Origin of the sequence: Bradyrhizobium genosp. SA-4 str. CB756, assembly GCF_000473125.1 — a bacterium.
Taxonomy (GTDB): domain Bacteria; phylum Pseudomonadota; class Alphaproteobacteria; order Rhizobiales; family Xanthobacteraceae; genus Bradyrhizobium; species Bradyrhizobium arachidis.
The window spans coordinates 103,587-123,789 of sequence record NZ_KI421499.1 but is presented as its reverse complement, the minus strand read 5'-3'; the positions used below and the strand labels follow the sequence as shown (position 1 = coordinate 123,789).

At 64.9% G+C, this 20,203-nt stretch carries 20 protein-coding genes; 6 read left to right on the top strand and 14 right to left on the bottom strand.

Annotated features, from left to right (window positions below; all coding sequences use genetic code 11):
• Positions 1-6: 6 nt before the first annotated feature.
• Genes BRAGE_RS0100615 through BRAGE_RS0100605 form a run of 3 tightly spaced genes read right to left on the bottom strand, consistent with a single transcriptional unit; the run spans position 7 to position 3,760 of the window.
• Positions 7-2,382, bottom strand: a complete 2,376-nt coding sequence (locus BRAGE_RS0100615) for a xanthine dehydrogenase family protein molybdopterin-binding subunit (protein WP_027564097.1) — start codon at positions 2,380-2,382, stop codon at positions 7-9.
• Positions 2,379-2,903 carry a (2Fe-2S)-binding protein gene (locus BRAGE_RS0100610; protein WP_027564096.1) on the bottom strand — a complete coding sequence of 175 codons (525 nt, stop codon included), beginning with the start codon at positions 2,901-2,903 and terminating at the stop codon, positions 2,379-2,381. The genes BRAGE_RS0100615 and BRAGE_RS0100610 overlap by 4 nt, the downstream gene beginning before the upstream one ends.
• Positions 2,900-3,760: an FAD binding domain-containing protein gene (locus tag BRAGE_RS0100605; protein WP_027564095.1), complete on the bottom strand. Its 861-nt coding sequence runs from the start codon at positions 3,758-3,760 to the stop codon at positions 2,900-2,902. The genes BRAGE_RS0100610 and BRAGE_RS0100605 overlap by 4 nt, the downstream gene beginning before the upstream one ends.
• A 255-nt stretch (positions 3,761-4,015) precedes the next feature.
• Between BRAGE_RS0100605 and BRAGE_RS0100600 the strand changes: the two genes are divergently transcribed.
• Entirely contained in the window at positions 4,016-4,633 is a 618-nt protein-coding gene (locus tag BRAGE_RS0100600) for a TetR/AcrR family transcriptional regulator (protein WP_027564094.1), read from the top strand.
• A gap of 125 nt (positions 4,634-4,758) precedes the next feature.
• Here BRAGE_RS0100600 and BRAGE_RS0100595 read toward each other — a convergent pair whose 3' ends face one another.
• The 11 genes from BRAGE_RS0100595 to BRAGE_RS0100545 all read right to left on the bottom strand — a co-directional run bounded on the left by BRAGE_RS0100595 (position 4,759) and on the right by BRAGE_RS0100545 (position 14,158).
• Positions 4,759-5,802 carry a cobalamin-independent methionine synthase II family protein gene (locus BRAGE_RS0100595; protein WP_199820262.1) on the bottom strand — a complete coding sequence of 348 codons (1,044 nt, stop codon included), beginning with the start codon at positions 5,800-5,802 and terminating at the stop codon, positions 4,759-4,761.
• 35 nt (positions 5,803-5,837) lie between these two features.
• Entirely contained in the window at positions 5,838-6,692 is an 855-nt protein-coding gene (locus tag BRAGE_RS0100590; RefSeq protein WP_027564092.1) for a fumarylacetoacetate hydrolase family protein, read from the bottom strand.
• A 3-nt stretch (positions 6,693-6,695) separates the two neighbouring features.
• On the bottom strand, positions 6,696-7,355 hold the full coding sequence (locus BRAGE_RS0100585; RefSeq protein ID WP_027564091.1) for a polysaccharide deacetylase family protein: 660 nt from the start codon (positions 7,353-7,355) through the stop codon (positions 6,696-6,698).
• A gap of 9 nt (positions 7,356-7,364) precedes the next feature.
• A complete protein-coding gene (locus BRAGE_RS0100580; protein WP_027564090.1) occupies positions 7,365-8,162 on the bottom strand; it encodes an ABC transporter permease in 798 nt (265 codons plus the stop codon).
• A 7-nt stretch (positions 8,163-8,169) separates the two neighbouring features.
• Positions 8,170-8,976: an ABC transporter ATP-binding protein gene (locus tag BRAGE_RS0100575; RefSeq protein WP_051378397.1), complete on the bottom strand. Its 807-nt coding sequence runs from the start codon at positions 8,974-8,976 to the stop codon at positions 8,170-8,172.
• Positions 8,955-9,710, bottom strand: a complete 756-nt coding sequence (locus BRAGE_RS0100570) for an ABC transporter permease (protein WP_027564088.1) — start codon at positions 9,708-9,710, stop codon at positions 8,955-8,957. The genes BRAGE_RS0100575 and BRAGE_RS0100570 overlap by 22 nt, the downstream gene beginning before the upstream one ends.
• A 5-nt stretch (positions 9,711-9,715) precedes the next feature.
• Complete coding sequence (locus BRAGE_RS0100565; RefSeq protein WP_027564087.1) at positions 9,716-10,678, bottom strand: ABC transporter substrate-binding protein; 963 nt, start codon at positions 10,676-10,678, stop codon at positions 9,716-9,718.
• 47 nt (positions 10,679-10,725) lie between these two features.
• On the bottom strand, positions 10,726-11,454 hold the full coding sequence (locus BRAGE_RS0100560) for a GntR family transcriptional regulator (protein WP_027564086.1): 729 nt from the start codon (positions 11,452-11,454) through the stop codon (positions 10,726-10,728).
• A gap of 88 nt (positions 11,455-11,542) precedes the next feature.
• Complete coding sequence (locus BRAGE_RS0100555; protein WP_027564085.1) at positions 11,543-12,352, bottom strand: N-acyl homoserine lactonase family protein; 810 nt, start codon at positions 12,350-12,352, stop codon at positions 11,543-11,545.
• A gap of 11 nt (positions 12,353-12,363) precedes the next feature.
• Entirely contained in the window at positions 12,364-12,753 is a 390-nt protein-coding gene (locus tag BRAGE_RS0100550; protein ID WP_008557256.1) for a carboxymuconolactone decarboxylase family protein, read from the bottom strand.
• Positions 12,754-12,781: 28 nt separating this feature from the next.
• Positions 12,782-14,158: an MmgE/PrpD family protein gene (locus BRAGE_RS0100545; protein WP_027564084.1), complete on the bottom strand. Its 1,377-nt coding sequence runs from the start codon at positions 14,156-14,158 to the stop codon at positions 12,782-12,784.
• 226 nt (positions 14,159-14,384) lie between these two features.
• Here BRAGE_RS0100545 and BRAGE_RS0100540 point away from each other — a divergent pair, with 226 nt between their 5' ends.
• The 5 genes from BRAGE_RS0100540 (at position 14,385) to BRAGE_RS0100520 (ending at position 20,184) form a co-directional block, all read left to right on the top strand.
• Positions 14,385-15,278, top strand: a complete 894-nt coding sequence (locus BRAGE_RS0100540; RefSeq protein WP_027564083.1) for an NAD(P)-dependent oxidoreductase — start codon at positions 14,385-14,387, stop codon at positions 15,276-15,278.
• 30 nt (positions 15,279-15,308) lie between these two features.
• Complete coding sequence (locus tag BRAGE_RS0100535) at positions 15,309-16,700, top strand: MmgE/PrpD family protein (RefSeq protein WP_027564082.1); 1,392 nt, start codon at positions 15,309-15,311, stop codon at positions 16,698-16,700.
• A gap of 79 nt (positions 16,701-16,779) precedes the next feature.
• A complete protein-coding gene (locus tag BRAGE_RS0100530) occupies positions 16,780-17,715 on the top strand; it encodes a branched-chain amino acid ABC transporter permease (protein WP_027564081.1) in 936 nt (311 codons plus the stop codon).
• Between the two features lie 2 nt (positions 17,716-17,717).
• On the top strand, positions 17,718-19,490 hold the full coding sequence (locus BRAGE_RS0100525) for a branched-chain amino acid ABC transporter ATP-binding protein/permease (protein ID WP_027564080.1): 1,773 nt from the start codon (positions 17,718-17,720) through the stop codon (positions 19,488-19,490).
• Positions 19,477-20,184: an ABC transporter ATP-binding protein gene (locus BRAGE_RS0100520; protein ID WP_027564079.1), complete on the top strand. Its 708-nt coding sequence runs from the start codon at positions 19,477-19,479 to the stop codon at positions 20,182-20,184. The genes BRAGE_RS0100525 and BRAGE_RS0100520 overlap by 14 nt, the downstream gene beginning before the upstream one ends.
• Positions 20,185-20,203 lie beyond the last annotated feature (19 nt).

Genomic DNA, 20,203 nt, shown 5'->3' with positions numbered 1-20,203 from the left:
TTTTTTCTAGAATCGCTTCAGGGCTTTCAGGACCTTGGTGGGCGTGATCGGAATCGAATTGATGGTGGCATCGAATGGCGCGAGCGCATCGTTGACGGCGTTGAGCACGCAGGCGGACGCCGCCGCCGTGCCGGCCTCGCCGACCCCCTTGGCGCCGAGCACCGTGTCGGCGGTCGGCGTCTCGACATGGGCGATGACGATGTCGGGCATCTCCATCGGCATCGGAACGAGGTAATCGGCGAGCGAGCCGTTCATCAGCTGGCCGGTCTCGCTGTAGCGGCATTCCTCGAACAGCGCGGCGCCCAGTCCCTGCACGATGCCGCCGCGGAGCTGCTCGTCCACCAGCATCGGATTGATGACGCGGCCGCAATCCTCGACGATGAAATGCTTCAGCACCTTGATGAAGCCGGTCTCGACATCGACCTCCAGAGAGCAGCCCTGGATGCCGTTGGTGAAGGCGAAAGGATAACCTTGCGGCGCGAAGTGATGGCTCACGGTGAGCTGCGCCTGGGTACCCGGCGGCAGCGTGTCGGAGCGGAAATAGGCGATGCGTGCGATCTCGGCGATCGGCATCCGCTGGTTCCGGGTCGCCGCGTCAATCACCTGCCCATCGATGATGTCGAGCGCTGAGGGCTGCTCCTGGAGAATGAGTGCGGCGATCTCCAGGATGTTGCGCTTGAGCGCCCGCGTCGCCTGGAGCGCGGTCTCTCCGCCAATGCCGGCACCGCGGCAGGCCCAGGTGGCGCCGCCATGCGGTGTCACCTCGGTATCGCCGGTGATCACCTTGACGTGCTCCTGCGCGAGGCCGAGCTGATCGGCCACGATCTGGCTGATGATCGCCTCGGTGCCCTGCCCCTGCTCGGTGACGGAGATCAGGCAGCGCACCTCGCCCGAGGGCGTCAGGCTGAGAATGGCGCCGTCTTGCGAGGAGATGCGCGCGCCACCAACGCCATAGAAGGCGGGACTCGGATTGGTGATCTCGACGAAGGTCGCAATCCCGATGCCGCGATAGACGCCGCGCTTGCGCAAGTCGGCCTGCTCGGCCCGCAATGCATCATAGCCCATGATCTCGCGCAGGCGCTTCAAGCAGGCCTGGTGCGAAAGCGCCTCGAAGCGGTAGCCGGTCGGTGAGGTCTGCGGATAGGCATCGTCCGCGATGACGTTCTGCGCGCGGATGGCGAAGGGGTCGAGGCCGAGCTTGGTTGCTGCCATATCGACCAGCCGCTCGGTCACGGCGCAGGCGATAGGATGGCCGACGGCGCGATACTGGCTGGTCTGCACCTTGTTCTGGAAGATCACCTCCAGCGTGGCGCGGTAATTCTTGAACCGATAAGGCGCGCCGATCAGGCGGATCACCTGATTGCCCTCGACCACGCTGGTGCGCGGATAGGTCGAGAAGGCCCCGATTGCCGTCAGGTCCAGCACGTCCATCGCCAGGATCTCGCCTTTGGCATCGAGCGCCATGCGGGCGCGAACGCGGTGATCGCGCGCATGGATATCGGAGACAAAGGACTCGATGCGGTCCGCAACATATTTGACCGGACGGCCGAGCAGGATCGACAGGCCGACCACTGCCATGTCCTCGTGATAGACATGCAGCTTCATCCCGAAGGAGCCGCCGATGTCGGTCGCGATCACGCGGACACGTGCCTCGGGGATGCCGTAATGCCGCGAATAGAGGTCCTGAAACTGATACGGCGTCTGCGTCGCGTGATGCACAGTGAGCATGCCAGCGGACGGATCGTAGTCCGCGACGATGGCGCGCGGCTCCAGCGTCACCGCAGTGTGGCGGCCGAATGTGATTTCCTCTTCCACGACGTGCGCCGCATGCGCAAAGGCGTCATCGACTGTGCCGCTGTCGAGGTGGGCACGGAAGCAGGTATTGGTGGCACTGCCGGGATTGATCACCGGGCCGCTGGCTTCGCGCGCGCCGTCGATGTCGACGACGAGCGGAAGGTCCTCGTAGTCGACCTCGATCAGTTCCAGCGCGTCTTCCGCGATCGCCCGGCTCTCGGCAACGACGGCCACCACCGCCTGCCCGGCCCAGACCACGCGGTCCAGCGGCAGCGGCAATTGCGGTGCCGAAATCATGCCCTTGAAATGGTCGAGCGTGCCGGTCCAGGGCGTGCAAATCTTTGCGAGATCGACGCCGGTCGCGATGAGATGCACGCCTTCGAGCGCGAGGGCCTGCTCGGCATTGATCGCGACGATCTTCGCGTGCGCATGCGGGCTGCGCAGGAACGCGACATGGAGCATGCGCGGCAGCTTGAGGTCGCTGACATAGCGGCCACGTCCGGCCAGCAGCCTCTTGGCGTTCGGGCGCGGTACCGACCGGCCGATATAGGAGTTCGGACGATCGAGCGAGGTCAGCGGCGCGCTCATTTCGTGCCTCCACCTTGGTCACGCGCTTGCGCAACGGCCTCGATGGCGTCGACGATCGCTTCATAGCCGGTGCAGCGGCAGTAGTTGCCTGACAGCGCGTCGCGAATCTCCTCGCGGCTCGGCTGCGCTACCTGCGACAACAGCTCATGGGCATTGACCAGCATGCCCGGTGTGCAGAAGCCGCATTGCAGTGCGTTGCGACGATGGAATTCGGCCTGGAGGTCGGCGATCACGCCGGTCTCGGAAAGGCCCTCGATGGTGTTGATTGTCGCGCCATCGGCTTGCACGGCGAACATCAGGCAGGAATGCACTGCGCGGCCGTCGAGCTGCACCAGACAGGCTCCGCAGGCGCCCATCTCGCAGCCGGCATGCGTGCCCGTCAATTCCAGTTCGTTGCGCAGGCAGTCAACCAGCGTCTCACGCGGCGCGACCTCACAGGCGACCCTACGGCCGTTGACGGTCAATTGAACCCGCACGGTCTCGTCCGCATCATCCAGCAAGGTTTGGTCGAAGCCGCTCATGCGCCCTCACCGAGACGTCCGAGCATGCGGCCGAGCAGCACGCGGGCGAGATGCAGCCGCATCGCCGGCGGCACCTCGTCGCTGTCAGGCGGCGCGAGATCGCCTTCGAGCGCGGCTTGGGCTGCGGCGATACGCTCCGCCTCCAGGCTCGATCCGATCAAGGTCGCCTCGGCGCCCTTCACCCGCGTTGGTGTATTGCCGACCGAGAAGAAGGAGATACGGATGTCGTCAACGCGTTCGCCGGTGAAAGTCGCAAGCATGCCGCAGCCGACCAGCGCATAGTCGCCGCGCCGTCGCGCCAGCTCGTCGAACGCAAAGCGCTGATCGGCCTTGAACAGCGGGACGTAGACCGCAGTGATCAGCTCGCCGGGCTGCAAGGCGGTCTCGAACAGATCGAGGAAGAAGTCGTCGGCCTTGACGCGGCGGCTGCCGGACGGGCCTGCGATCTCGATCTCGGCATCGAGTGCCAAGGTCATGGCCGGAAATTCCGACGCTGGGTCGGCCAGCGCGACGCTGCCGCCAAAAGTGCCGCGGTTGCGGATCGCGGGATGGGCCACGAACGGTGCCGCGGCATGCAAGAGTGGCGCGAACTCGGCAATCAACGGTTCGCTCAGCATCTCGCAATGGCATGTCAGCGCGCCGATGCGCAAGTAACCGCCGTCGCGCCTGACGCCGCGCAGCTCGTCGATGTGGGTGATGTCGATCAGCAGCCGCGGCGCCTGCAGCCGCAGTGACAGCGCCGGTACGAGGCTCTGCCCCCCGGCGATGAAGCGCGCGTCATCGCCGGCGCGCGCATGAGCATCCAGCGCCTGGTCGATCGTCGCAGCACGAAAATAGCTGAAAGCCCTCGCCTTCACCGCCGTTTCCTCGATATCCATCGGCTCATCAGCCGGGATGCCAGATTTGTAACCATCTGGTCTCAAAATCCTGACACGCCGCCGAAGGCCGGTCAACAGGAAATGACCATTTGGTCACAAATGCACCTTGGGCTATGAAGGCTTTGAGACGTGCGATTCAGCGACGAAATGGCCCGAAAAGCGCAGAAAACGGCAAAGCGAACGGTCCGGAAGCGGACCGACACCGGCAGCAAGTCCGCGCCAAAGCGCCGCAACATGCGCGCGGCCGACCGCGAGCGCGCGATCGTAGACGAGGCGATCCGCTTCTTCGCCGAGCATGGCTTCGAGGGCCAGACCCGCGAACTGGCAAAACGCATGGGCATCACGCATTCGGCGATCTATCGCCACTTCCCGAGCAAGGAGGCGCTGATCGAGCGCGTGTACCAGGACGTCTATCTCAGCCGCTGGTCGCCCGATTGGGGCCCGATGATCCGGGATCGCTCGCTCTCGCTGGAGGCGCGGTTGACGCGCTTCTATCTCGACTATGTCGAACGTGTGTTCGAATACAATTGGGTTCGGATCTTCGTCTCATCGGGCATGAAGTCGTTCGGCATCACCGGCCGCTATCTCGACATCGTGCGCCGCGAGATCATCGAGCCCGCTGCAGCGGAGCTGCGCCACGATCTGAACCTGCCGGATGCAAAGGCCCATCCGCTGAGCGAGCGCGAGACCGAGCTGTTCTGGGGCCTGCACGGCCGCATCTTCTATCTCGCCATCCGCAAGTTCGTCTACGAGACGCCGATCCCGTCCGATCTCGACGCCATCGTCCGCGACGCCGTCCAGACCTTCATGGACGGCGCGAAGTCGGCGATGCCGAAGCTTTTTGGTCAGTAATTGAGACGCGCACATGCGGCGATCGATGCGCAAGCAACGAGCGCTCGAAAATCTTGGTCGCTCGATCGCGGCAAGAATTCCCGTTCCGTCAAACCCGCCTCCGGCTCAAGTGCCTGGATATCCTGTCAGCTGATCTCCTGCCGTACCCTGGCCGCGGCGTCGCACATCGCCTTCAGCTTCCCGAACGCAATTGCGCGCGGCATATACTTCATGCCGCAATCGGGCGCGGGAACCAGGCGGTCCGGCGACACATATTTGAGGCCGTTGCGGATGCGGTCCGCGACGGTATCGACGCTCTCGATCGCGGGGTCCGCGAGGTCGAGCACGCCGAGCATGATCTTCTTCGACGAGAGATCCCTGAGCACGCCGAGATCGAGCTTCGGCTGCGCCGCCTCGATCGATATCTGGTCGGCAATGGTGTCGTCGAGCTCGGCAAGGAAGGAATAGCCGGCCGGCTTGTTCGAGCCCGGCACGACCGCGGCATAGCCGAAGCAGAGATGCACGACGGTCGGCACGGTGATGCCGTGCAAGGCGCGGTTGATCGCCTTGACGGCGTAGCGTTTGGCGAGCTCGGGATTGTTGCGCACCCAGGGCTCGTCGAGCTGGATCACGTCGGCGCCGGCCTTTTGCAGATCGAGCGCCTCGGCATTGACGGCCTCGGCGAGCGCCATCGCCAGCTCTTCCTCGTCCTTGTAGAACTCGTTCTTGGCCTGCTGGCTCATGGTGAACGGACCGGGAAGCGTGATCTTGGCGGCGTGCTCCGTGTTCTTGCGCAGGAACTGCATGTCGTGCAGCTCGACCGGTCCCTTACGCTTCACCGGACCGACGACGCGCGGCACCGGGGTCTGGGTGTTGCCGGTGCGCGCCACGATCATCGCGGGATTATCGCCATCAATCCCATCGAGCGCGGTAGCGAAGCGATTGGAGTAGCTCTCGCGACGGATCTCGCCATCGGTCACGATGTCGATGCCGGCGCGCTCCATGTCGCGGATCGCGACGATGGTGGCATCGTCCTGCGCCTCCTGCAGGTGCTCCGCCGGCAGCCGCCACATGTCGTGCAGGCGGGTGCGCGGCACCACCTTCGACAGCATCGCGCGATTCACCAGCCATTCCGGCTGCGGATAGCTGCCGACCACGGTGGTCGGCAGGATATGCGTTGGCATGGGCATGGAGGTCTCCTTCTTATTGTTGTCGAAAGCGTTGTTCAGGCCGCGCGCCCCTCGTCCTTGACGGGATTGCGTAGGATGCCGATGCCGGAGATCTCGATCTCGACGGTGTCGCCACCCTTCATCCACAGCGGCGGTGTGCGATAGGCGCCGACGCCGCCGGTCGTGCCAGTGACGATGACGTCGCCGGGCGCGAGCTCGGTGAAGGTCGAGCAATAGGCGATCAGGGCCTGGACGTCGAAGACGAGGTCGGAGATCGGCGCCTTCTGCACCTCGACGCCATTGAGGCGCGTGATGAGCGTCTGCTTGGTGACATCGGTCAATTCGTCGGTCGTGACCATCCAGGGGCCGAAGCCGCCGGTGCCGGCAAAGTTCTTGCCCGGCGCAAATTGCGAGGTGTGGCGCTGCCAGTCGCGGATGCTGCCGTCATTGTAGCAGGCATAGCCGGCGACATGGCTCAGCGCGGCCTCGCGCGAGATGCGACGGCCGGCCTTGCCAATGATGACGGCCATCTCGCCTTCGTAATCGAAGCGCTCGGATTCCAGCGGCCGGATCATCGGCTGGCCGTGGCCGACCTGGCTGTTGGCAAAGCGGGTGAAGATCATCGGATGCGCCGGCGTCGGGTGACCGCTTTCGGCCAGATGCGTAGCGTAGTTGACGCCGATGCAGAAGATCTTGTCGGGATCGGGAATGGTCGGCAGCAGCGCAACATCCTGCAGCGCGTAGTCGGGCTTCTCGCCGGCGAGTTTCTTCAGCTCGTCGAGCGAACCTTTCGCAAGCAATGCCTTCAGCGTCGGATAGGCCTTCAGGCGCTTGCCGGCGTCGATGACGCCGTTGTCGGTGACGATGCCATAGCTCGGGCTGCCGGCGATCGTGAAGCTTGCAACTTTCATCAGTCAAACACTCTCTTCGATGGAGGATACATAGTCGTCGATCGGAAGTGCGATCTCGCCGCTGCGGATGGGAACGCATTGGGGCGGGAAATCATGGCGGAAGCGGGCGCCGGCCGCCTCAGCGCGATCGAGGAACCGCTCGAGATGCTCCATCGCGCCGGTCGGCAGATCGTGCAGCACCATCAGCGTCCAGGGCTGCCGGCCGCACTGGTCGAGCGCGCGCTCGGTCCAGCCGTCGGGATCATCCCAGTCGCGCGGAATGGAGTTCCAGAGCACGCAGCTGTGCTTGTTGCGGATGAGATGGTCGACGACGGACGGCTTCAGCAGTCGCGTATCGAGATTGCCGCCGCCACCGAATGGCCGGAACCAGCGCTGCGGATGCGCGAGATCGCCGATCGCAACTTGCGTCCGGCCGATCTCGTTCTCTGCCGTGTTGCTGTCCTTCTGCTCACCGAGCGGAATGCTGTGCGTAAACGTGTGATTGCCGATCCAATGCCCCTCCCCGTGCGCACGGCTCGCGAGCGCACTCCGTGTGGGATCGGCGAGCTTCTCACCGATGACGAAGAAGGTGGCCTTGATCCCGCGCTCGGCGAGGATGTCGAGCACGCGCGGCGTCACCTCGGGATCGGGGCCGTTGTCGAATGTCAGGGTCAAATCGTACACGCGGATACCTCAGGTCGCCGGCTGCATCGCGCCCGACGCGATCTCGTCATTGGCCTGACCGGCGCGGGTGCCGGTCTGCCAGATCGCCGCCTTGCGCTCGATCCAGCGGATCGCAGCGTTGAAGGCGATGGCGAGGAACAACACCAGCAACACGCCCGCGAACACGTGCGGGCTATCGAGGATGGTGCGGTAGCGCGAGATCAGATAGCCGATGCCGGCCGAGGAGATCAGCATCTCCGAGACGACGACGCCGACGATGACGAGCGCACCGCCGACGCGCAGGCCGGATAGCACGGTCGGGATCGCCGCGGGAATGATGACGCGGACCAGCCGCTGGCTCAGCGTTGCGCCCATGCTGCGCGCGGCAAGCAGCAGTTGCGGATCGATGGTCTGGATGCCGGCGGCAGTCGCGAGCATCGTCGGCAGAAAACCGTAGATCGAGGCGAACGCGATCTTGGATTCCGAGCCGATGCCAAGCCAGACCGTGAAGACGGGGTAGAGGATCACGAGCGGCACCGCATAGAGGCTCGACACCATCGGCATGATCAGCACGCGCGGGCGCGGCAGGCTGCCGACGATGGCGCCGAGCAGGATGCCGCCGCCGCAGGCGAACGCCATCGAAACGACGACCTCGTAGAGCGTCACTGCGAGCGCGTGACCATATTCGGCTGCGTCCATCCATCCCGCCATCAGCGTGGACGACAGCGACGGCAGAAACAGCTCGGGAATGAGAGCGGTGCGCGGCAACAGCTCCCACAGAGCAATCAGGCCGATCACGATCAGATATCGCAGCGTTTTGGCGCTCATCTCCGCCTCACGCCGATTTGCGGATGTGCCGCCAGATGCGATCACGCAACGCACCGAAAGCATCGCCACTCAGCATCTCGTAGGTGCGGGGCCGCGGGAGCTGGACCTGGAGATGGTCGACGATGCGGCCGGGCCGCGCCGACATCACGATCACCTCGTCGGCGAGATAGACGGCTTCGGTGAGGCTGTGCGTGACGAACACGACGGTCTTGCCGGTCGCCGCCCAGATGCGCAGCAACTCGTCGCCCATGGTCATGCGGGTCTGCTCGTCGAGGGCGGCGAAGGGCTCATCCATCAACAGCACCGGCGGATCCTGCACCAGCCCGCGCGCGATCGAGACGCGCTGCTTCATGCCGCCGGAGAGTTCATGCGGATGGCGTTTGCCGAAACCTTCGAGCCCGACCAGCTTGAGCGCATCTTGCGCCTTGGCCCGACGCTCCGCCTTGGGCACGCCGCGCAGCGCCAGCGGAAACTCGACATTGTCTTCCGCCGTGAGCCACGGAAACAGGCTGGCCTCCTGGAACACCACGCCGACCCGGTCGGGGTCGGGCTGCGGAATCGGCGCGCCGCTGATGGTGATGGTGCCTGACGTTTGCTGGCGCAGGCCGGCCATCATCATCAGGAGGGTCGACTTGCCGCAACCGCTCGGCCCGACCAGCACGACGAACCGTCCCGGCTTGATCTCCAGCGAGACGTCGTCGAGCGCGACGACGTCCTGCGACCGGGTCTTGAACACCTGGCCGACATTCTTCACCTCGATCGCGCCGGCCCGCGCGGCGGGTTTCAATGGGGTCACGTTCGCCAATGGCTGCATCGCGTTTCCACCCATCTGACAAGTTCGTTGAAGGTCATGGCAATCGCCGCCACCATCACCACGCCGGCGAGGAGCTGCTTCATCTGGAAATTCTCGCCCCAGGTCGCGATCTGGTGGCCAATGCCGTCGCGCGAGGCGTACATCTCGGCAAGGATCACCCCCGTCAGGTTGAAGATCATGGAGATCCGCAAGGCCTCCAGCAGCACCGGCAGCATGCTCGGCAGATAGACACGAAACGCCGTCTGCCATGGCGTGGCACCGTAGGAGCGCGCCACCGTCAGATGCTCCACCTTGACCGACTCCACCGCCGTCGTCGTCGACATGATCACGATGAAAATAGTCGAGAAGAAGCCGAAGCCGACCTTCTGGGCAAAGCCGACGCCGAACACCAGGATGAACATCGGCAGGAAGATCGACTTCGGGATGCTGAAGGCAAAGAACAGCAGCGGCTTGGCGACATCCGCGAAGTAGCGGTTCTCGGCGACCAGGAAGCCGATCACTGCCCCGAAGGGCACGGCCAGCGCGAACGCGGCCAGCACCTCGGTCGCGGTCACCATCAGATCCTTCTGGACGGCCGCGCGCTGCAGGAGATCGCCGAGCGTCACGAACGTGTCGGACGCCGACGGCAGCAGGCGCGGATTGACGATGCCGGTGCGCGACAGCATTTCCCATAGCGCCAGGATCGCGACGATGATCGCGATCCGCGCGAGGTTGATGGCGAGCGAGCCCTGCATCGCTGCTACTTGGTCGGGACGGGTTTGAACTTGGTCGAGATGACGTCCTCGACCGGCACGATGTCCTTGAGGCCACCGAGCTTGGCGAGATCGAGCGACAGCTGCACGGCCGCATTCACGCCAGCGGCGCCCATATCACCGCTGGTCTCGAGCTTCATGATCGTGTTGTCGTATTCGAGCGCGGCGATCTCCGGCGGCATTTCGTAGAGCTCGGCGATCAGCTTGACCGTGACGTCGCGGTTGGCACGCATGAACGCGACCGCGCCATAGAGCGCGTTCACCGCCTTCTGCACCAGCTGGGGCTTTGCATCCGCGAATTTGTCGAGCACGATCCACCCCGCCGTGAGGTTCGGCGGAACCGCGGTCGCGTAATCGAGGATGGTCCTGGCTTCGCCGGACTTCGAGATCTGAAAGCTGAGCGGCGAATAGACCACGGCCGCCTCGACGTTGCCGGCCAGCAGGTTCGGCACCAGGCCACCGCCGCCGACGGGAACGCGGGTGAAATCGATCTTCTTGTCCTGGATGGTCCACAGCGCGAGCAGGTCGGATCCGGAGCCGGCCGCGGTGATCGCCACCTTCTTGCCGTTGAGATCCTTGACGTCGAGCGTCGATTTGGTTGGGACCATCAGCTGCCACCCGAAATTGCCCATCGCGGCATTGGCGACGATGCGCGACATCACGCCCTTCTTGCGGCCGGCGGAGACCAGCGACGGCGGATCGAGGATGATGTCGGCAGCGCCCGCGGCCATGCCTTCGAAGGTCTCGGCGCCGCTACGATAGATGGTCAGCTCGGCCTGGATGCCTTCCTTCTCGAACAGCTTTTGCCGCACGGCCGTCTCGGCGATCGTCGTCGGCCAGTACGTCTTGGTGGGCAGACCGACGCGAATGGTGTCGGCGGCGCTCGCAGGGCCGGCCAGCATTGCGGCGGCAACGAGCGACATGAACGCATGACGGCGATTGATCTTCATTGTTTCCTCCCGGACTGTATTTTTTTGTGCCGAATTTCTAGGGATCGTCAGGACGAGCGGCTCACCTCCGCAATGCGCGAGGCGGCGAGCTCGACGAATTCTTTGGTGATGCCAAAATGCTTTGATAAGGCGCGAACTGCCGCATCCGCGTCGCGCTTCACCACGGCGGCGACGATCGCCTTGTGCTCGGCCTCGACGTCGCGCGGCTTACTGCCGAGCTCGCGACGGATCGAGAGCCGTCGATAGCGCTCACTCTGTTCATGCAACACATCACGGAAGCCGAGCAGCCACGGCGAGCCGCAGGCATTGACCAGCGCACGATGGAAGATGCGGTGACGGATCACCCATTCCTCGTAGTGCACGGTGGGATCATCAGGATAGTGATAGGGAACGGCCTTGAGATCTACCCAGGCGGATTTGACCGACGCGAGCCAGGCATCATCGCCGCGCTCGATGGAGCGGCGGAGCGCAAGGCCCTCGATGTCGATGCGCGTCTGCGTCACGTCGGCGAGATCGGCGAGCGAGACCGGGCTAACGCGAAAACCGCGCTGGTCGGATGCCTGCACGAGACCGTCGGCGACGAGACGCGACAATGCCTCACGCACGGCGGCAAGGCTCACGGAAAACTGCTTTGCGAGGCCTGCGATATGCAGCTTCTGCCCCGGCAGCAGCCGCGTCGCCAGGATGTCGGCGCGCAGGCGTTCGTGCAGCGCCGACGTCAGGCTGCGCGGACCATCTCCGGGGCTTCCGGACAACTGGAACTGAAGCGGACCCATGCCGGGATGATTGCAAGGGAGGGCGTGCGGGTCAATAGAAAATCGAAAATCGATTTTTTGGTCGTTCCGCTATCGCGTGCTCGACGTCCTAGGAACGAGCGGCTCCGGACGGCGCGACGTCGAGGCGAACGGCGACACCGTTCAGCTCAGGGCTGGGTGCCGGGTAAAGCTTCATGACCAGCGGATCGTGGCCGGGGATGATGTGGTCCGCGCTGGACGCTGCGGCGCGCAGCTTGTCGAATCCAACCAGCATGTCGCCGACATGAAACGCCGTCGTGAACGGACGCTCGCTGGTCATGTTCTCGTAGAAATGACTGACATCGGAGGCGAGCACGACGGGGCCACGTCGGGTGTTGACGCGGACGAACTGAAGGCCGGCGGAATGGCCGCCGGCAGCATGAACGCTCAGTCCGGGCGCGATCTCGGCGTCCCCGTCGTAGAACAGCACCCGCCGCGCGTAGTTCAGCCGCACGATTCCGCAGATATCCTCGACCTCGAAGGAATGCGACAGGCGCGGATAGTGCATATAGCGCCCGGTGGCGTAGGCAAGCTCGCGCTCCTGGAGATGAAAGTGCGCATTCGGAAACCGGTCGAAATTGCCGGCGTGGTCGTAGTGCAGATGCGTGAGGATGACGTCCTTGACGTCGGCGACGTCGACATCGAACGCGGCCAGCGTCTCCACGGGGCAACGCAGGAATGTCCGCCTGCGCTGCTTTGCGATTTCGCTGTTGAACCCGGTGTCGATGACGAAGGTGCGCCCGCCGCCCTTGGCCAGCCACATGAAATAGTCCATCGGCATCGGCCCGTCATGCGGGTCGCCACCGATGAAGTGCTCGCTCCGCTGCGCATCGCGGGTGGCATAGCGGATGGCGAAGAGCTCGTATTCCGGGTCAGCCATGGGGCTCTCGCTCAGGAACCGGCCGCGTCGACCTCGTTAAAGGCCTCGCGCGCGTTGCGGAAGGCGTCGATGCCGGCGGGCACGCCGCAATAGACGGCGACCTGAAGCAGGATCTCCTTGATCTCCTCCTTGGTCAGGCCGTTTTTCAGCGCGCCCTTCACGTGCAGCTTCAATTCGTGCGGACGGTTCAGCGCGCCGAGCATCGCCAGATTGACGATCGAGCGCGTACGACGGTCGACGCCGGGCCGCGTCCACAAGGCACCCCAGCAGAACTCGGTCGACCATTCCGCCATCGTGCGCGTGAACTCGTCGGCACCGGCGATCGACTTGTTGACATAGTCCTCGCCGAGCACCTCCTTGCGAACCTTGAGGCCTTTTTCGAACAGTTCGGTCTTGCTCATGATCGTCCCTTTCAGGTCTTGAGAGAGTCTAGTTGGAAGTTGTTCGGCGCGTCGCCGGCGGCGGGCGCAGCGATCGCAGGAGTTCACCGACGTCATCAACCGCATCGAGCCGCCAGACAGCGTCGATGACGCGGTCCGGATCCCAATCGCTTCGACCAGTCCGTACGCCTTCGCGCAGCTTCTCCTCGATGTCGCGGTCCGACAGCGGCGCAGCCTGGCTGCCGCGCGGCGACGTCACGGTCTCGGTGAGCACCTCACCGGACGACAGGCGCAAGGCGACGCGCGCCGCGCCGTCCGGCATCTGAGCATCGAGCTCCGCCCTCACCTTCCGCCGCATTCGCACGATATCGGGCCGGACCACGGTCTCGTGCATGAACTCGGCCACGCCCGCCGTGCCGAGCAGCAGTCCGCAGGCCACACAATGATGGATGCTGACGCGCGCATCGCGCTCGTTGTTGACGGGACGATCGCCGCGCGCGAGCAGCAGCGCCGAGCCCTGCACGGTCACCGCCTCGACCTGATCGACGTTGCGGCCGATCCGCTCGCGCAACATGAGGCAGGCATCGATGACCGAATGGAACACGATGCCGGCGGGATAGGGCTTGTAGGTGTTTTTTGCGATTTCCCAGGTCTTGCCCAGGCCATCGAGCAAACGCGCAAGATCCGGCTCGTCGCCCATGGTGCGCGCCCAGCCGAGCGGACCTTCGATGGCGTGCGGCGCGGCCTCATAACCCTGCTGGGCCAGCAGCGCCGCGAACAATCCGTTACGTGCGGCATTGCCGACGCTGACATTCTTGGCGGCGCTCGGCAGGTTCTCGACATTGCCGGCCGACTGGCTCGCCGCAACTCCGATCGCGTTCGCAATGTCTTCCGCAGGCAGGCCCAACAGCTTCGCGCTTGCTGCGGCGGCACCAAAGATCCCGCAGGTGGAGGTGATATGCCAGCCGCGCGCATAATGGCGCGGCGAGACTGAATTGCCGATGCGGCATTCCACGTCCACGCCGAGAATGAACGCGGTCAACACCTCGCGCCCCGACAGTTTTCGCGTCTCCGCAAGCGCGAAGATGCTAGCTGCGACCGGGGCGGCCGGATGAATGATCGTCTCGAGATGGGTGTCGTCGAAGTCGAGCAGATTGGCCGAGATGGCATTGAGAAACGACGCGCATAGCGCGTCCATCGGCTCGGAGTGACCGATGACCGTCGATGTCGCGGCACCGCTGAACGGCGACAAGGTCCGCATCGCGGCGACGACCACCGGATCGCGCGCGGAGCCGAGCGCGGTCGCAAAGAAATTGAGGATCGATCGCCGTGCCTCGACGCTCTGCGCCTGCACGTCCGCCCATGACGAGGTCGCGACGAAATCGGCGAGCGTCCAGCTCACACTCGGAATTGGATCTTGCGGCACGCGGGGCGTCTTCCTCGTTTTCCCGGACCATAGGACGATCCGCGGCAAACTGTCGATCCCAAATGTTATGCTTGACAGCTTGTCTGACAATCATAACAATCCGGCCGCTGGCGCGGGATCCCGCTGCCACGACGACGGCGGCCGACAAGGCCAGCCGGCGAGAGCGTTCGACCAACGAGATCAAGAAGGCGCATCCGGTACGGGATCGCGCGACAGGGAGTAGACGATGGCGGGAGAGATCCTCGGCGTAATCGGCACGGGCCGCATGGGCGGCCCCATGGCGGGGCGATTGATCGACGCGGGCTATTCGCTCGTCGTCTACGACACCCAGGCCGACGCAGTGCAGCCGCTGGTCAAGCGCGGCGCGCAACTCGCAAAGTCGCCGGCCGACGTCGCCTCGCGCGCCGACATCGTGCTCGTCAGCCTGCCGACGCCCGACATCGTCAAGGCGGTCACACTCGGCCAGGACGGCATCAGCAGCGGTAACCGCGCCAAGATCGTCATTGATCTCTCGACGTCCGGTCCCGGCGCAGCGAAGCTCGTTGCGGAAGGTCTGAAGGCCAAGGGCATGACGCTGGTCGATGCGCCCGTGAGCGGCGGCATCAAGGGCGCCGTCAACGGCACGCTGGCCGTGATGGTGTCATGTCCGCAAGCGACCTACGACACCGTGCAGCCGATCCTGAAGAATTTCGGCAAGCTGTTCTACACCGGCGACAAGCCCGGCGTGGCGCAGACCGCCAAGCTCGCCAACAATCTGATGGCGGCTGCCGCGCTCGTGATTACTTCTGAAGCGGTGGCAATGGGCGTCAAGGGTGGCGTCAACGCAAAGGTCCTGATCGACATCATCAACGCCAGCAGCGGCCGCAACAGCGCCTCCGAAGACAAGTTCCCCCGCGCGGTGCTGCCCGGCACATTCGATTTCGGCTTCGCCACCGGACTTTCCTACAAGGACGTCCGGCTCTGCGTGGACGAGGCCGAGGCGATGGGCGTGCCAATGGTCTGCGGCGCGGTGGTGCGGCAGATGCTCGCAATCACCAACGCCAAATATGGCGCCTCGTCCGACTTCACCTCGATCGCAAAGGTGCTCGAGGAGTGGGCCGGCGTGGAAATGCGCGGCTGATCGCGCAAGCCTCGAGGGAGAGCGATTGCGATGACGATCGGCCCGACCGGATCAGGCAAGGTCTCGCTCGCGCGCCAGATGGCGCGGAGCGTGCTTGCGCTGGACCTCGGTGATTTCGGGCCTGACGTCGTCGCCAAGGCAAAGCTCTGCCTGCTCGATTTCCTCTCCTGCGCGTTCGAGGCCGGCCAGCATCCCTGGAGCCGCCAGGCCGTTGCGGTTGCACAAGGCGGCGGCAACGCGACCATCATCGGAACGTCGCAACTCTCCTCGCCGGCCGATGCCGCCTTCGCCAATGCGGTGATGGGGCACGGCCTCGTCCGTGAAGACATGCACGCGGCCAGCATCGCGCACCACGGCGTCGTGATCTGGCCGACATTACTCGCGCTGTCGGAACAGGCGCCGCTGCACGGCGCAAGGCTGCTCGCCGCTGCCATCATCGGCTATGAGACCGGCGCACGGATCGGCCGCGCGTTGCTGACCTCCGATCTCGCCCGCCTCTATCGTCCGACCGGGCTCGTGGCCCCTCCAGGCGCGGCGCTCGCCGGAAGTTTTGCGCTTGGCCTCTCCGAGGACGCAGCAACCAGTGCTATCGCGATCGCGGCCAACACGTCCAGCGGGCTGAACGAGTGGCCGCATGCCGGCGGCTCGGACATGTATTTCCATCCGGGCTTTGCGGCCAGCAACGCGATCAAGGCGATCGGCCTGGCCGCGGCCGGCGCGTTCGGCTCGGAAACGATCCTCGAAGGCGAAGCCGGCCTGTTCGCCGCCTATCGCCGCCAGGCCGCGCCGGACAGCATTGCGCTCTTCCCGGATGGCGAGTGCGAGATCATGGCCGTCTACAACAAGCCTGTTCCCGCCTGCAACTTCGCGCAGACCGCAGCACAGGCCGCGCTTCGCGTTTCGCTTGAGCTCGCCAGCGCTGATGAGATCGACCGCGTCGTCATTCGCGCGCCGGATGCGGCCGTGCGTTATCCCGGCTGCGATTCGATGGGACCCTACCGCAACGCGCTCCAGGCCAAGATGAGCATTCCCTTCAGCGTCGCCGCGACGCTGGCGCGGGGCGAGATCGAGGAAGAGAATTACTCTGAGCCCGACGATGCCGACATCATTCGCCTCGTCGCGATCACGGATCTCGAGGCCGATCCCGGCTTCACCGCCGCCTTCCCCGGCAAGCAGGGCGCCGACGTGAGCGTGCATCTGCGCAGCGGCCGGGCCATCCGGCACGCGCTGCCCGACGTCATCGCGGCTACGCCTTCAGAAATTCGCGCGCGCTTCCGCGCTGCCGCTGCCGGAGTCCTCGGTGAGGATCGCGCGCACCGGCTCGAGCAACTCATCGACGATTGCGAGCAACTCGGCAGTGCCGGCGCCATCGCCGCACAATGCCGTCTGGAGACGGAACGGGTCTTACGATCGGCATCATAAGAAATGCCGGAGAGTACGGGGGAAACATGGTCGACTTGGAGGCCAGTCTAGCATCGTCGGCAGCGCGGAGGCGTAGCTGATGGAAGGATTTCTGCAAGCGCTCGCCGCGGGCCTGCTGATTGGCGCCGTTTACGGCCTGATGTGCGTCGGGCTCGGCCTGATCTTCGGCGTCATGCGTGTCATCAACTTCGCCCACGGCGATTTCATGATGCTCGGCATGTACACGGCCTTCTATCTCTTCACCGCCGCCGGTGTGCAGGCGATGTTCGGCAATACCGTCGGACCGTTCGTCTCCATCCTGCTGGCCGGGCCCGTGCTTGCCGTGTTCGGCTATTTCGTCCATCGGACGCTGATCTCGCACGTCTCCGGCACGCGCACCGCTTCGCTCGAAGGCGAAGGCCATTACGCCCAGCTCATCCTCACGCTCGGCATCGCGCTGATCCTGCAGAACGGCGGCCTCATCGTGTTCGGCTCGGTGCTGGCCTCGATCCGCACGCCGCTGTCGAGCTCAGCCTGGGAGCTCGGCCCGTTCTTCGACATGAGCATCTTCCTTAACAAGGCCCGCAGCATCGATGCGGTCGTGTCGCTCGCGATGATGATCCTGCTCTCGCTGCTGATCACGCGCACGCGGATCGGCAAGTCGCTGCGCGCGGCCGCCGACAATCCGACCGCAGCGACCTATATGGGCATCGACGTCGACCGCGCGCACCGCACCGCCTTCGCGCTCGGCTGCGGCATCACCGCGATTGCCGGCGGCCTGCTCGCCACCAACTATCCGTTCCATCCCTTCGTCGGCCTCGAATACGTCATCGTCATGTATGCCGGCGTCGTGCTCGGCGGCATGGGCAGCATCATCGGCGCATTCTGGGGCGGCATGACGATCGGCCTCGTGCAGCAGATGTCGACGCTGATCCTGCCGACGCAATTGCAGAACGCCGCGATCTTCGCCGTCTTCCTCCTCATCATCTTCTTCCGTCCGCAGGGCTTCTTCGGGCGCATGGTGGAGAGGACGTGATCATGCTCCGGATGCGTTCCTTCCTGCCGCCCCTGCTCTTCACGCTCGCTTACGCCGGGATCTCGCTCGGCGTCACCAACTCCTACTACCAGCTGATTCTGACGCTGGTTCCGGTATGGGCGGTGTTCGGCCTGTCCTGGAACCTGCTCAGCGGCTACACCGGGCTGATCTCGTTCGGTCACGCCGCCTTCTTCGGCATCGGCGCCTATGCGACCGCGCTCGGGCAGATCTATTTCAACATCTCGCCCTGGCTGCTGATCCCGATCGCCGCCATGCTCGGCGGCATTGCCGGGCTCTTGATCGGATTTCCGACCTTCCGCCTGCAGGGCCACTACTTCGCGCTGGCGATGCTCGCCTATCCGCTCGCCATTCTCTACGTGTTCGAATGGCTCGGCTTCCAGGAGGTGACGCTTCCGATCAAGCGCGACGCGCCGATTGCCTTCATGCAGTTCACCAATCCCCACATCTACACGCTGCTGGGGCTCGCCATCATGCTGGCCACCATCGTGCTGACGCAGGTGATCGAGCGCTCGCGCTTCGGCATGGCGCTGCTCGCGATCAAGCAGAACGAGGCCGCGGCCGAAGCGGCCGGCATCAATACCCTGGCCTGGAAGTTGCGCGCCATCACCCTGAGCGGCGCCATCGCCGCCGCCATCGGCGGTTTCTACGCGCAGGTGCTGTTGGTCGTGACCCCGCAATCGGTGTTCGGCATGCTGGTGTCGGCGCAGGCGCTGACGGTCGCGATGTTCGGCGGCGTCGGCACCGTCTGGGGTCCGGTCATCGGCTCGGTGATCCTGATCCCGCTCGCCGAGATCCTCCATGCGGAGGCCGGCGCACGCATCCCCGGGATTCAGGGCGTCATCTTCGGCATCGCCATCGTCTGCGTCATCCTGCTGGCGCCGGAGGGCCTGTTCTGGAAATTGCGCGATCTTCTGCGCAAGCGGAACGCATCGACGGCAACCGTCAGTGACGCGACGGAGGCAACGACCACCAACGTCACATCGCTGAAGCCTGCCGCGCGGCAGCGCGCCGCGACCGGCGAGGTCGTGCTCGAGGTCCGCAATCTCTCGCGCTCGTTCGGCGGCCTCAAGGCCGTGCAGGATGTCAGCTTCAAGCTGCACCAGAACGAGATCCTCGGCATCATCGGCCCCAATGGCGCCGGCAAGACGACGCTGTTCAACCTCCTCAACGGCTTCCTGAAGCCGAGCCAGGGCGAGGTCCTGATCGATGGCCGCAACATGTCCGGGCAGCGGCCGCACGTGATCTGCGAGGCCGGCATCGGCCGCACCTTCCAGGTGATGCGGCCATTCCTGCGCATGTCGATCCTCGACAACGTCGTTGTCGGTGCCTATGTGCGCGCACGTTCCGACGAGGAGGCCCGCAGGCTGGCCGCCGACGCGGTTGCGCGCGTCGGACTTTCCGCTGTGGCCAGCCGTGTCGCTGGCGAGCTCTCGACCAAGGAGTTGCGGCTAATGGAACTGGCTCGCGCGATCGCCGGCCAGCCGCGCATCCTGCTGCTCGACGAGACGCTCGCGGGCCTCGGCCATGGCGAAGCCGACGAGGTCGTCGCCGTGATCCAGCAGCTCGCGCGCGACGGCATGACCATCGCGATCATCGAGCACACCATGCAGGCGATGGTCCGCCTGGTCGATCGCTTCCTCGTGCTCGACCACGGCGCCGTCATCACCGAGGGCCTGCCGGAAGTGGTGACGCGCGACGACCGTGTGATCGAGGCCTATCTCGGCAAGAAGTGGGTGGGCCATGCTGCGAATTGAGGGATTGAGCGCGGGCTATTCCGCAAAACCCGTCCTGAATAACGTCTCGATCAATGTCGGCGCCGGCGAGTTCGTCGCGATCGTCGGGCCCAACGGCGCCGGCAAGACCACCCTGTTCAAGACGATCTCCGGCATCGTGAAGCCGAGCGGCGGGGCAATCACCTTCGATGGCGTCGATCTCCTCGCCGTACCGCCGCCGCAGCGCGCCCATCTCGGCATCGCCCACGTCCCCGAGGGCCGCCAAGTGTTCCCGTCACTGACCGTGATGGAGAACCTGGAGATGGGTGCGATGACCGAGAGCGGCCGGCGCGACTGGCGGGCCAATATCGAGCGGATCTTCGAATGGCTGCCAGTGCTGAAGGAGCGCCGCAACCAGTTCGCAGGCACGATGTCGGGCGGCCAGCAGCAGATGCTTGCGATCGGCCGCGGCCTCGCCTCTTCGCCGAAGCTGCTGATGCTGGACGAGCCGTCGATGGGCCTCGCGCCATCGACCGCGGACTTCATCTTCGATCGTCTGATCGAGATCCGCCGCCAGTCCGGGCTGACCATGCTGCTGGTCGAGCAACGCGTCGCGGAAGCGCTGGAATCGGCCGACCACGGCTACGTCCTCGAAGCCGGACGCGTCGTGCTCGAAGGCAACAATGACACGCTGCGCGCGGACGACCGCGTGCGCAAGGCCTATCTCGGCATGTGACCAACATAAGAACAAGGAC